The following is a 13226-nucleotide window of genomic DNA, read 5'->3' as shown; positions in this document are numbered from 1 at the left end:
GGCCAGCGAAACCCATCAGGGACAGCGGCGATGCCGCAGCGAAAGTCCGAATGTACGGTTGCAATCCACCTTCCGGTCATCATTGAACGAGCGCTTGGCAAACTGGGGGCGTCCATGTACGGGGGCTGACGGCCGGACCGCTACCGAGAGGCCAATGAGGCACCTAAAATGCGCGCATGGCTTCCGATGTCCGGTCCGCGCGGTTGGCATTGACGGCTTCCTTCGGCGGGCCGGACACCGGCGCCGCCAGGACGGCTGGTTTGAAGTGATTGTTGGGAAATCCCTGCGGAATCAGGATGGCGGGCATAGTTTTGCCTACGTGCATAAACTGGAGCGCCGACCGGCCGATCGTATGTGGAATTTCCTTCTTCGTGAGGGTGTGCAACCCAGTCAGCCGGTGACCTTTCTGTCGGACGGCGGGGATACCGTACGGTTTGCGCAGCTCGGTTTTGGTGACCGCGGTGAGTACGTTCTCGATTGGTTCCACATCGCCATGCGGGTACAGAACCTCGAACAGATGATCAAGGGCCGGCCGGCATACTGCGACGGCCCGACCAACGCGGCATTGATCAAGGCGCTGCATGGCGCAAAGTGGCACCTGTGGCACGGCTGCCCCTATCCGGCGTTGCGCCGACTGGAAAGCCTGGGCTGGGATCTGGACGCCGAGGCCAGCCCCGAAGAGGCCAAACTCCTCGGCAAGCTCGAGGAGTTCATTGTCTACCTCGACAACAATCGGCACTTCATCGTGAACTACGGTGACCGCTATCGGCATGGGGAGCCCATTGCATCAGGTTTTGTCGAGTCAGCTGTCAACCAGGTGGTCAGCAAGCGATTCGTCAAACGGCAGCAGATGGCCTGGCGGCCTCGGCACGCGCACAACCTGCTACAAATCCGGACTGCTGTGCTCAATGACCAGCTCCGGTCTTACGTTGAACGATGGTATCCGTCCGTCGCCGGAGAAGGGGGCCACCGCCTTGCCGCTTAGTCAGCCCCCGGTTTGGCGCGGTCTCCTAGTTCCACTTCGATTTGCGGAAAGTTCCCCGCCGCAACGGCCCGCGCCGGCGTCATGCGCTGGTCCTGAATCAGTCGCGCCCAATGTCGCAACGGCAGGCCCCGGGCATGCCGCGCACCCCAAGGGATGGTGGGGAAGGTGAACGATGATCTGCGCCGCTGAGCCCTCATTTACGTAATGGAAGCGGCAGCGCAGTCTTGTACCGGACCTGCTTGAGCGCAAAGCTGGAACGGATCTTCTCAATGCCCGATATCGGCGTCAGTTGCTCGAGAATGAATTTCTCCAGCGCGGGAATGTCGCTCACGGCGACTCGTATCAGGTAGTCGCTGTCCCCCGACATCAGATAGCACTCCATGACTTCGTCGTGCTCGGCGATACACCGCTCGAACTCGGAAAGCGACTTCTTGGACTGGGTGGTCAGGCTGATGGAGATGAACACATTGAGGCCCAGGTGCAGCGCCTGTGCTTTGACCAGCGCTACATAGCGCTCGATCACGCCGGCGGTCTCCAGGGCCTTGACACGCGTCAGGCAAGGCGACGGGGATAGGTGGACCCGGCGCGCCAACTCGACATTGGAAAGCGCGCCGTCCTTCTGAAGCTCGTCCAGGATACGGAGATCAATGGCGTCCAGTTTCATGGCGTCAAGACGTTCACAACGCTTCAATCCATGGTTTCTCGCAAGGAGCCACTCGCCTGACGGCACGTGAACGGTGTTTCACCATCCGTACTGCCACCTCAGTTGAAGAGCCAGGGCTCATTCGATCTGCGTCTCGCCTCGTACGATCGGATGCTTTCCGCGCTCTGGAGCGTCAGGGCAATGTCATCCAATCCATGGAGGAGTCGCTGTTTGCGGCTGGCACCCAGCTCGAACGAGATCGCCTTGCCGCGATGCGGCGTGACAATCTGGGCCTGCAGGTCAACATGGAACTTGGTGCCGGGGCTCTCCCCAACCAGCGTGAAAAGCGCATCTATCACATCCGCAGGCAGAACGATGGGCAAAATCCCATTCTTGAAGCAGTTGGCATAGAAGATATCCGCAAAGCTCGGCGCGATCAGAGCCCGGATGCCGTAATCATGCAGCGCCCACGTAGCATGCTCGCGGCTCGATCCACAGCCGAAATTGTCTCTGGCAAGTATGATTTGGGCTTCGGCATAGCAAGGTCGGTTGAGCGGAAAATCCGGATTCTTAGGGCGTTTCGAGGCATCCTGTCCTAGCATGCCACGGTCAAGATAGCGCCATTCATCAAAGAGGTTATCTCCAAATCCGGTGCGGGAGAGGGCCTTCATGAACTGCTTCGGAATGATGGCATCCGTGTCGACGTTAGGCTGATCCAGCGGCACCACGACGGCTTCAAGACATGTGAACGGTTGCATTAGATTTCCTCCCGCGAGATATCGACAAAGTGCCCGGCAATCGCTGCCGCGGCCGCCATGACGGGACTGACAAGATGCGTTCGCCCGCCTGCGCCTTGCCTGCCCTCGAAGTTACGGTTCGAAGTCGACGCGCAACGCTCTCCGGGGTTGAGACGGTCGTCGTTCATGGCGAGGCACATCGAACAACCGGGCTCGCGCCACTCAAAACCGGCAGCCATGAACACGCGGTCCAGGCCCTCGGACTCGGCTTGCGCCTTGACCAGTCCCGACCCCGGAACGACGAGTGCGAGTTGAACGGACGAAGCAATCCGTCGTCCTGCCACGATGGCGGCGGCCGCACGCAGGTCTTCGATCCGGGAATTGGTGCAGGAACCGATGAATGCCTTGTCGATACGAATATCTCGCATGGCAGTGCCGGGCTTCAACCCCATGTAGGCGAGGGCGCGCTCCATGCCAGCTCGCTTGACTGCGTCAGCTTCCTGGGCGGGATCGGGAATTCGCTCATCCGCCGTGACAACCATTTCCGGCGACGTTCCCCAGCTGATCATCGGCCGCAGTTCACTTGCATCGATCTCGACCGTGCGATCGAACACGGCCCCGTTGTCGCTCACCAGCGTGCGCCAGTAGGCAATTGCTGCGTCCCATTGATCCGGGCGAGGAGCATAGGGCCGATCGCGCAAATACTCGATAGTCGTCTCGTCGACACCGATCAGGCCAACGCGAGCACCCGCTTCGATGGCCATATTGCACAACGTCATGCGACCTTCCATCGACAGCGACCTGATTGTGCTGCCGGCAAACTCGATGGCGAAGCCGGTGCCGGCGGCCGTGCCGATGCGACCGATGATGGCGAGGATTAAGTCCTTTGCGGTCACGCCTTGAGGAAGTGCCCCCTCCACCTGAACGAGCATGGTTCGCATAGGACGCATGGCCAGGCATTGCGTGGCAAGAACATGCTCGACTTCGGATGTACCGACACCAAAGGCCATTGTTGCGAATGCCCCGTGCGTGCTCGTGTGCGAATCGCCCGCGACAACGGTCATCCCGGGCAACGTTGCCCCCTGTTCGGGCCCCACCACGTGGATGACTCCTTGCCGGGAACTGTTTATGTCGAATTGCGTGATGCCGAACTCGCGGCAGTTCGTATTGAGCTGCCGAATCTGCTGTCGTGACAGCGGATCCGGGATGCTGTCTATGCTTGTCCGCTCAGCCCTAGTCGTCGGAACGTTGTGATCCACGGTGGCAAGTACGGTTTCTGGCCGCCACGGTTTGCGGTTCGCCAGGCGAAGTCCTTCGAAGGCCTGAGGACTGGTCACCTCGTAGAGCAGATGTCGATCAACGTAAAGCAGTGCCTCACCGTCTTCATTCATGTCGACGAGATGGCTCTGCCAGAGTTTGTCATAAAGGGTACGTGCCGCAAAAGCAGTTTGCATGCAAAAGCCTGTTGTCATGATTTATAAGTTGGCAACTGAATCTTCCGATGCCTTCGCTGCGTGGCCGTGTATCGCCTCTCCATGTCATCAACGTTTCGGCAAGCAATGAACGCTGGAGAGACCGGAAGCCGGATTGCAGGTCGTCGTGAACCGGTAATCCGGGTTCAACCGTGCCTGGTCACTCGATAACCACGTGGACCTGCCTGGCTAGCACCTCGTAGGCGCTCAACTCCGCCTTGATTTGTGCGCTCATCTGCGAGGGTGTGCTGCCGATGGGCTCAGCCCCTAGCTCGAGCAGTTGCCGACGAATGTCAGGAGCCTTTGCCATGCGGTCTATCTCGCCATAGATTTTCTGCACGACCGGCGTGGGCGTCCCCCTGGGAGCAACGATGCCAAACCAGGTTCCGACATCAAAGCCGGGCAGCACGGTTTCCGACAGCGTGGGAACATCGGGCAAAGCGGAGGAGCGCCTTGCCGTAGTCACGGCCAGGGCCCGCGTCTTGCCTGCCTTGACATGCGGCAGAGCAGAGGCAACGGTGTCGAACATCACCTGCACCTGACCCCCAAGCAGATCGGTGACGGCTGGGCCACTGCCCTTGTATGGCACGTGCACAAAGTCAACGGCCGCTCGCTTCTTGAACATCTCGCCGATAAGGTGGTGCGCCGTTCCCGCGCCAGCAGTTCCGTAGTTGAGCTTTCCCGGTTGCGACCTGGCAAGCGAAATGAAGTCCCCGATTGTCCTTGCGGACACGGCAGTGTTCACGACCACCACGTTGGGCACCATTGCGATCACGCCGACCGGTGCGAAGTCGCGCTCGAAGCTATAGGGCAGGGTCTTGTACACCGCTTGGGCGATCGTATGATGAACCGTTCCTAGCAGCAGCGTGTAACCGTCGGCCGGCGACTTGGCGACCATACTCGCACCGATTGTTCCACCCACACCGGGCTTGTTCTCCACTATCACAGGCTGGCCCCAAGCCACTGTCATGCGGTGAGCCAGGAGGCGAGCCAGCACGTCCGTCGTGCCACCGGGCGCGAATGGGACAACAATCTTGATCGGCTTATTTGGATAAACGGGTGCCGGCTGTGCAGTTGCCATGGCGCAAGCCAGGGCTGCCGGTGCAAGGACGAGCAAATTTCGTCGTAGTTTCATCTTTGTCTCCGTTGTTTTCTGGCGCACGTGGATTGAAGCAAGGGAGCGCCCCCACAACGCGAGGGTCGTGGCGAAGATGCACTCCAGCCTGGGGTTGTGGCGCCGTTCGTGAGGGAAGACTCTACCTGCGAGCCGGCAGAATGTGATGCCGATCCAATGGACCACCAAGCAATGCTTCAGCATGTAATGCCGTCCACCGTCAGTGACCGGCTCTGTGTGCCGACAGAGGAGGGGAAGCGGCCGATCCCAGGGCGATCAACTTAGTGGTGGCGGCAACACTCTGTCATTCCTGTGTCCAACGCACCTCGTTGAGATGTCCGCATTCGGTCTCAATGATTTCTCCCGCGTTAAGCAGGCGCATTTCGCGGAAACTGCCGGCGACCAATTGCACGCCCACTGGCAGGCCATCGGCCACACCGGTCGGCACATGAAGCCCCGGCAAGCCGCTTGCCGCCACTGCGATGAGCGGACTTTGCACCCTAAGCAGGGCCTTCATTTCGGCTACGGAGCCGAGGTCGCTGCCCCATGGCAGTGGGGCGTGACATGAGGTCGGCAACAGCGCGAGCGGGTACTGTGCGAATCGTTCGCACCATTCGCGGCGGAAATTGTCCCGATCGGCGATCGCCTGTGCATAGCCCGCCAAGTCGACCTCGGGCGCGCACCGCGCCATGTTATGCACCGAAATGCTGATGTTTGGATCGCCAATGGCATCCGCAGCGGCGATCATCCCGAACTTGCACTCTGTCATGACGATGCGCTGCCAGATGTCAACGCCGCGGTCCAAGTCAGGCATGCTGACGCGTTCCACCTGGTAGCCGGCAGCGGTCAGGGCGGCGGCGGCCTTGCGCAGGGCGTCGAGCACCGGCGGATCCAGCTCGACACCGCGAATCTCGTCAACTAACGCTACACGCACTGGTGCGCGATCGTCGCCGTAGTGCATCCGCGAGTCCACCCACAACGGATCCACGCCACCGCCAGCGGCCATGGCCTCCAACGCCAGCCGCGCGTCCGCGATACTGCGCGCCAACGGTCCTTGGGCAGACATCGCCTGCAAACCGAAGAATCGTTGGGGCGTCGTGGGGTGATGGGCAGGAATCCGGCCGGGCGTCGCACGCAGGCCAACCACGCCGTTGACGTACGCGGGATAGCGAATGGAGCCGGCAATGTCCGTGCCGTGGGCAATCGGGCCCATGCCCGCAGCAACGCAGACGCCAGCGCCGCCGCTTGACCCGCCGGAGGTCACCGACGACATCCATGGATTGGTCGTGCGGCCATGGAGCGTGTTCTCGGTAAACCAGCGGAACGAGTGGGGCGGTGTATTGGTGCGCCCGATGACTATGGCGCCTGCGCGGCGCAGATTGGTCACCACGGCGCTATCGTCTGGCGCAATCCGCGCTTTCCAGAGGGGAGTGCCATTGGTGGTGGCCTCGCCTTGTACATCGACATTCAGCTTGATGGAGACGGGCACGCCCGAGAGCGGCCCCATCGCACGGCCCTGGCTGCGTTGCCGGTCTATGATGGCCGCGCTGGCGAGGGCACGGTCGCGGTCCATGTGGACAATGGCATTGAGGGACGGATTCACACTTTCGATCCGCGCATAGACGCTTTCCACGACCTCCGCGCTGGACACATGGCCAGCATGTATCGCTGCGCTGATTTCCGTGGCGTGCCAGCGCCATGGTTCGCTGGAGGTGGGAAGATGGCACGTGCTCATTGCACGGTCGCTTGGGCTGAAGATTTGTCCTGAATGCGTCATGGAATTCTTTCTGCTGTTGCGGGCCCGGTACGGTGTCCGGTATGGGTGGGCCACGGTGTCGCGCCTAGCGCTTATTGACGGCGGTTGCCGTGGCCGGCCCGTGCGGCAAGTTGCCATGGGACGCCCAGGTGTCGCGGGGGCGCGGTTGTCGATCGATCAGCAGAACCGCGATGAATGCGATGACAGCGGGAACAGCCATCAGGAGGAAATTCAGTCGCAGCGGCAGGGTCATGGCTACAACGAAGCCAAGAATCACTGGTGCCGAGATCGCTCCCAGGCGGCCAACGCCGGACGCCCAACCGATGCCCGTGGTGCGGATCGACAGAGGATAGTACTGGCCGGCGTAAGCGTAGACCACGATCTGCGTGCCGATGGTTGACGCTCCGGCCAGCCACAGCAGGACATACAGCGCCTCAGAAGGTGGCTTGTAGCCGAGCAGGGTAATCGAGATGCCAGCCAGTGCGAACATGCAAAGCAGCACGCGCTTGATGCTATACCGGTCGGCCAGCATGCCGCCGCCGATTGCGCCAATCATGCCGCCCAGATTGAGGATCAGTACGAAGGTCAGCGCAGATCCGAGGCTGTAGCCTGCATTGGCCATGATCTTCGTCAGCCAGGAGCTCAGCGCGTAGACCATAAACAGGCACATGAAGAACGTTACCCAGAACATGCACGTACTCACGCTACGGCCGTTTGCGAACAGGCTCCGGATAGGCGTGGACACGGTAGTCGGCTCGGTGGGAATCACGAATTGGTCGTCTGGGCGCGGCGTGTAGTCGGCGCTCAGTCGAACGGCAATGGCGGCGAGCTCCACGTTCCGGCGCGCACGGATCAAGTAGGGTATCGACTCGGGCATCGACCGGAGCAGGAACGGAACGATCACGAGTGGCGCGGCCGCGGCGAAGAACACCGCCTGCCAGCCATAGTGTTCGATCAGGCCTTTTCCAAGAAGCGCCGCAATCATGCCGCCCACGGAATAGCCGCTAAACATCAAGGTAACCAGCGTGCCGCGCATCTTGCGTGGCGAAAACTCAGTCATTTGCGCTACCACGGCCGGCATCACACCACCAATACCCAGACCGGCCACAAAGCGGAACACACCGAATGTCACGGGGTCGCGCGTCAGTCCCGCCGCGGCAGTAAACACACTGAACAGTGCGACGCAGAGCGCGATGGCGCGGCGACGGCCGATTCTATCGGCCAGGGTCCCCAGGAATACCGCACCGCACATCGCACCAAATAGTGCCGCGCTCACCATCATGCCCGCATGCGTGGCTCCCACATTGAGATCCTTCATGATGTAGGGCAAGGCCAGACCCGCGACGGCGAGGTCATACCCATCGAAGATAATGACCAGCGCACACCACGCGAGCACCACGCCGTGCAGCGATGAAAAACGCGAACTTTCCGCGAGCTTGAGTATGTCGATATTACGCATTGTCTTCCTCCAGCCTGTCTATTAATGAATATCGACCGTGCTTCTCTGCGCTAACGAAAATTTTCTCCGGGACAAAGGTGCCGATGAGCATCGTCACTGATACACCGGCGGCCACCGTACCAATCGCCATGGCGATAGGAATCAAGATATCCACTGATTTCTCCTGATGTTGCTTGCTCCTTGCCTGGCGAAGGAAATTTCATTGGCCAGCGAAGATGCGAACGAGCCGACCCATGCTCTCTGCCATATTCTGTGGCCCGTGCACGTGTCATATCGTGATTGGATTGTAGGAGCGGATTTTGGTGTTTTAATTCACGAGTTGCATGGTGTCCGCCGCAGTAATCAGATTGGCAAAAGCGGTTCGCCAGCGTGGCTGGAACTGTCTGTGTGTACCGATCCGGACAACTCTGTGCGGGACGCTTCTGGAGGGGGGATCGAAAGGGAACTGATAGGGCGGGCGTCGTGGATGCTCACTTTGCGACACTTTGAGCATCCTGCCGGCTCGTCAGGCCCGGTTGATCATTTGATCTTCGGGGATGCTGTGCTAGCCTTCCGCTTTTCCGGCTGCATGGAGCGGAAGCGCTGTTTGTACTCCAGCGGCGTTAGCTGAAGCCTCCGTTGGAATGCGCGGCGCAGCCCGGTCTGGCTATCGAACCCACACTTCGTGGCGATTTCCTTCATCGAGAAATCGGTCTCTTCCAGAAAGCGCCTGGCAGCATCGATTCGCGCGTCGTTGAGGAACGCCATGGGGCTGATGCCGCAATCGCGGGCGAACAGCCGTGAAAGGTTGCGGGCGCTCATGTGCGCCTTTTTTGCAATGGAATCGAGGGTATGTTGCTGACGCAGGTTTTCCTGCAGATAATGCTGTATCCGCTCGACTTCCGAGTTTGCCGTTCCCTGGGCATCCAGTAAGGGGCTGAACTGGGACTGACCACCCGCACGCCGCAGATAGACGACGAGGTACTTAGCGACATCGAGTGCGAGTCCCCTGCCGTAATCCTCCTCGATCAATGCCAGGCTTAGATCGATGCCTGCAGTCACCCCCGCAGTCGTGTAGATGCTCTTGTCCTTAACGTAGATGCGATCCGCCTCGATAATGGCCTGCGGAAACTGACGGGCAAGGTTGATGGCATCGATCCAGTGGGTAGTTGCCGTTCTGCCGTTGAGCAATCCTGCCGCTCCAAGCAGGAATGCACCATTGCATATCGCGGCAAGCCGGCGACAGGTTCGGCTACGGGCTGCAACCCATTCGCAAAGACTTATGTCTTGCATTGCATCGAAGATGCCCACGCCGCCCGGGACAAGAACAGTGTCGAACTCTGGGCAAGGATCGAAAATCGTGCGGTCAGGCACGACTGTCATGCCGCTCGAAGAAGTAATGCTACCCCGCGTCGATCCAATCGTCATGATGCTGTACTGGTGCACGCGGCGACTCAACGCTTCGGCCTCAGAAAACGCATCACGTGGACCTGCCACGTCCAGAAGTTGAAAGCCGGGGAATAGCAGTATGCCGACGGTGATCTTCGTCATATTACAAGAAGGATTCTCGCTCGCGAGCTTGCTCAGTTTGCAGCGTCCCCGTGCAGGCACTGGCGCAGTGCTTCTTTCGAGCCTGCGGCGCGTTCCCGGGTACGCGCACGAGTGGATGGCTATTGGACTTCATGGATCGGCGCGCAGAACAGGCCCACGCACGTCGCGGCCCATGCGGCGGACAGCCTGAGGCGGCTGCCCGATTGTGCGCAAAAAGGCGCGCCTCATTCTCTCGCGATCAGAAAATCCGACCTCCTGCGCGATCACGTCCAGCGAAAGACGTCCTTTCTCCAGCAGTAGCCTCGCCGCCTCCACGCGCAAATGCTCGATGGCCTTGGCGGGCGACTGACCGGTCTCCGCGCTGAATGCCCGACTGAACTGGCGCGCGCTTAGGCCGGCGACGTCTGCGAGTTCGTCGACGGTCAACGCGTTACGCAGATTGGCATTGGCGTAGTCGATCGCCTTCTGGATTCTGTCGGACTTCGGGTCGAGGTCAAGCAGGGTGGAAAACTGCGACTGGCCACCCGCGCGCCGATGGTAGATGACAAGCTTGCGCGCCACGGCGCGCGACACTTCCTGGCCGTGGTCCTTTTCGATCATGGCGAGCGCCATGTCAATGGTTGCAGTCATGCCCGCGGACGTCCAGATGGGTCCGTCCACGATGAAAATCTGATCCTCCTCGACAGCGATTTTCGGGAAGTGCCGCTGCAGGTCGTGTGCGAACCGCCAGTGGGTCGTCGCGCGCCGCCCGTCGAGGACGCCTGCGTGTGCCAGGATAAAGGCGCCAGTGCAGGGCGCCGCGATTCGCCTCGACGTCTTCAGAGAGCGTCTGACGAATGCCGTCAGCGCCGCGGAAACGATGTCAATCTCGACACCAGAGCCGAACATGACCGTGTCGAATGCGGTGTCACCAAACGGCTGTGACTCGACGCGGATTCCTGCGGACGACAGGACCAGGCCGCCTTCCTCCGACAGCACCGTGACTTCATACGCCCGTTCTTCGAGAACGACGTTTGCAAGTTCGAATGCAGTGACCGCGGCCAGGCCCATCAAATAGAAGTTAGGGAAGACAACAAAACCAATTGTATGCATGGGTACTTTGAATCCTGTCATGAGCCATGTCCTGATTTGATGGTATATATGACATTTGAGACACGGTCAACGACGAATATGATTGCCTCGTGGTCAAGCGCCGCGGCGGGCGGCAGCGTGACTAGGCAGCCGCTCCTGCAAGGGGCGGAGACAACCCCTGAACTTTAGCCAGGCATTTTTTGTATGGATCGTCGACTAGTGATACTCGCGCTGGGTATGTTCGCGATGGGCACCGACAACTTTGTTGTCGCCGGCATCCTTCCCGGAATCGCGACATCGTTGCAGACATCGGTCAGCATGGCGGGCCTTATGGTTACCTTCTACGCGCTGACCTATGCAGTGGCTGCCCCGGTCATGGCTGCTCTTGCGGGGGGCTTGCCACGTAAGCTTCTGCTCGTTGCAGCCCTTGGCATTTTCGTTGTCGGCAACGCCATCAGCGCGCTAGCCACCGACTTGCACTGGGTTCTGGCGAGCAGGGTGCTGGCGGGATTCGGCGCGGCGCTGTTTTCTCCAACTGCATTGGGTGTGGCCTCGGCACTTGCTGCACCGGAGAAACGCGGCCGCGCGCTGGCCACGGTAACGACCGGCCTCACCGCCGCCACTGCACTTGGATCGCCGATCGGTACGTTTATCGGGGGTTTTGGAGGGTGGAGATCGACGCTGTGGTTCGTCACGGCGCTCGGGGTTGCCGCCATGATCGGCGTCTGGGCCATGCTGCCATCTGTTCCGCGGCCCGCAGCCATCAAGCTGCGAGAGCGGCTCGCGCCGGTGCGCGACAAACGGATCGCGCTGACATTGCTTACCTCGTTATTCGCGTTCGGCGGCTTCCTGATGGTCTACACGTATGCCGGTGTCGTACTGGAGCCTGTAACCCACGGCGACGAGCGGGTTCTCGCGGGGATGTTCCTGTTGTGGGGCGTGGCCGCGACGCTGGGGAACCTGCTGTCCGGCCGCCTCGTGGACCGGTTCGACAGCCGCAATCTTCTCAATGCGATGCTCTGGGTCGCCATCATCAATTTCTGCGCGCTGCCGTTGACCTCCTCTAATCCAGTGAGTGCCGCTGTCGCGCTGATCATCTGGGGTATATGCGGATGGGGACTCATCGTTCCGCAACAGCACCGGCTCGTACAACTGTCGCCGTATGTGGCGCCACTGCTGCTGGCGCTTAACAATACAGCGACGTACATTGGACTTGCCTGCTCAGGCGTGCTTGGCGGTGTTGTGCTTCCACTCACAGGCGGAGAGTATCTGAGCCTTGTCGCTGCCGCATTGATTGCGATGGCGTTGGCTTTCTCCGCAGCCGCGCATCGTTGCCTGGAGCGGCATGGTGCGCGTCACCGCATGACAGTATCCCGAGAGACAGAGTCAGCCTGACTTTCTTAATGGCAGTCCCAAATGATTCTGCAACGAGATCGGGAGTGCCGGGACGCGATTCTGAATTAGCATTAGCACTGGCAAGCTGCTGCTGCGCGCGGCGACAAGAGTCGATAACGCGCAGTTATCTGCGGAGGATGGTGCAAAGGTAAGCGACGGCCGCTGCGCGCGAGACGTTTCTTAGCCCGCTGCGAAAATCCAAGGGGCGGACGGCGCTCCCGCTTCGCAGGCACCAGCGATTTTTCGCGCATCGGCTGGTAGGTCCGGCATCCTTTGCCCCTTCATCCGTGTGAGGAATTTCCTGCCTTCTTTCGCCATAACACGAATCAAGGATGAAACACAACGCGTGGCAGGGTTCATCCAAGCAGTCGCCCATTCCGCATTCGCTCCGGACGTCGGAATGCGAACCAATGGCAGTAGTTCGACACGGATGCATACCCTTTTAATCTGGGGTGCTACTTTCAGAAAACGCTACTGGTTCGGGGCTCGAACTTTAGTGATGCCTTTGCTATTTCAGGCATGAAACCTTATCAGCTTCCAGCAACTGAATCGATTCTATCAGACCTACTTTATGCCCGTAATCGGAGTCCTTTCATGGGCGTGGCATGACTCTCGCTAGGCTATGTTATTACCCGGGTTGGATATGGAGGCGATAATGAATCACGAACTCCTTGTGCCCCCAACATGGCAGCACGTTATTGCCATTGGGGCCGTCGCACTTTGTGCCGGCAATACAGTCTGGGCGGAACCCGCCGTAACACCCGAACAGAAGTTTCCGACCGGTTATCTGGAATCTGTTGCGACCGGCTACGAGAATGGTCAAGCAACCCAGACCCAGGCCACCGACAAGACACGCGCAACGGCTGGTACGGTGACCCAGACTTCTCTTGTTGCCGAACCCAAAACGCCGAATTCTTCACCAAAGGAGAAAGAGCAGAAGACCAGCAAGTAGTTAGGGGCGTCCTCCGCCGCAAATGCCATGGCGGAGGGGGGAAATCGGTCGTATCTGTCCCCAGACTTCTCAGACTGCGGCAACGCTCCGTATCAGTTCCTTGCCCTGATTC

General features: G+C 59.9%; 11 protein-coding genes and 1 pseudogene. 3 read left to right on the top strand and 9 right to left on the bottom strand.

Going from position 1 to position 13226, the window contains the following annotated elements; translation table 11 throughout:
- Nucleotides 1–139: 139 nt before the first annotated feature.
- Nucleotides 140–985, top strand: a pseudogene (locus tag IPF36_RS15085) (ISKra4 family transposase); the annotation flags it as partial.
- 193 nt (nucleotides 986–1178) lie between these two features.
- Here the strand turns inward: IPF36_RS15085 and IPF36_RS15080 are convergent.
- The 9 genes from IPF36_RS15080 to IPF36_RS15040 all read right to left on the bottom strand — a co-directional run bounded on the left by IPF36_RS15080 (nucleotide 1179) and on the right by IPF36_RS15040 (nucleotide 10788).
- The gene (locus IPF36_RS15080; protein WP_133098372.1) at nucleotides 1179–1649 is read right to left on the bottom strand and encodes an Lrp/AsnC family transcriptional regulator; all 471 of its coding nucleotides are present in this window, start codon (nucleotides 1647–1649) and stop codon (nucleotides 1179–1181) included.
- 98 nt (nucleotides 1650–1747) lie between these two features.
- Entirely contained in the window at nucleotides 1748–2386 is a 639-nt protein-coding gene (leuD, locus tag IPF36_RS15075; protein ID WP_133098371.1) for a 3-isopropylmalate dehydratase small subunit, read from the bottom strand.
- The gene (gene leuC, locus IPF36_RS15070) at nucleotides 2386–3819 is read right to left on the bottom strand and encodes a 3-isopropylmalate dehydratase large subunit (protein WP_195428508.1); all 1434 of its coding nucleotides are present in this window, start codon (nucleotides 3817–3819) and stop codon (nucleotides 2386–2388) included. The genes leuD and leuC overlap by 1 nt, the downstream gene beginning before the upstream one ends.
- A gap of 178 nt (nucleotides 3820–3997) precedes the next feature.
- The gene (locus IPF36_RS15065; protein WP_133098369.1) at nucleotides 3998–4972 is read right to left on the bottom strand and encodes a tripartite tricarboxylate transporter substrate binding protein; all 975 of its coding nucleotides are present in this window, start codon (nucleotides 4970–4972) and stop codon (nucleotides 3998–4000) included.
- Nucleotides 4973–5255: 283 nt separating this feature from the next.
- Nucleotides 5256–6728, bottom strand: a complete 1473-nt coding sequence (locus tag IPF36_RS15060) for an amidase (RefSeq protein ID WP_255519775.1) — start codon at nucleotides 6726–6728, stop codon at nucleotides 5256–5258.
- A gap of 64 nt (nucleotides 6729–6792) precedes the next feature.
- On the bottom strand, nucleotides 6793–8166 hold the full coding sequence (locus tag IPF36_RS15055) for an aromatic acid/H+ symport family MFS transporter (protein ID WP_133098368.1): 1374 nt from the start codon (nucleotides 8164–8166) through the stop codon (nucleotides 6793–6795).
- Nucleotides 8159–8320 (bottom strand): hypothetical protein, encoded by a 162-nt coding sequence (locus IPF36_RS15050; RefSeq protein WP_195428506.1) that lies wholly within the window; start codon nucleotides 8318–8320, stop codon nucleotides 8159–8161. Before IPF36_RS15050 ends, IPF36_RS15055 begins: the two co-directional genes overlap by 8 nt.
- 365 nt (nucleotides 8321–8685) lie before the next feature.
- A complete protein-coding gene (locus IPF36_RS15045) occupies nucleotides 8686–9696 on the bottom strand; it encodes a GlxA family transcriptional regulator (protein WP_133098367.1) in 1011 nt (336 codons plus the stop codon).
- 129 nt (nucleotides 9697–9825) lie between these two features.
- Complete coding sequence (locus tag IPF36_RS15040) at nucleotides 9826–10788, bottom strand: GlxA family transcriptional regulator (protein WP_133098397.1); 963 nt, start codon at nucleotides 10786–10788, stop codon at nucleotides 9826–9828.
- A 183-nt stretch (nucleotides 10789–10971) separates the two neighbouring features.
- Between IPF36_RS15040 and IPF36_RS15035 the strand changes: the two genes are divergently transcribed.
- Nucleotides 10972–12162 (top strand): MFS transporter, encoded by a 1191-nt coding sequence (locus IPF36_RS15035; RefSeq protein WP_133098366.1) that lies wholly within the window; start codon nucleotides 10972–10974, stop codon nucleotides 12160–12162.
- 655 nt (nucleotides 12163–12817) lie between these two features.
- Nucleotides 12818–13114, top strand: a complete 297-nt coding sequence (locus IPF36_RS15030; RefSeq protein ID WP_133098365.1) for a hypothetical protein — start codon at nucleotides 12818–12820, stop codon at nucleotides 13112–13114.
- Nucleotides 13115–13226 lie beyond the last annotated feature (112 nt).

The organism is Cupriavidus sp. IK-TO18 (assembly GCF_015549295.1).
Lineage (GTDB): Bacteria > Pseudomonadota > Gammaproteobacteria > Burkholderiales > Burkholderiaceae > Cupriavidus > Cupriavidus oxalaticus_A.
Note: the sequence above shows the minus strand (reverse complement) of the source record. Positions and strands in the feature narration are given on the sequence as shown.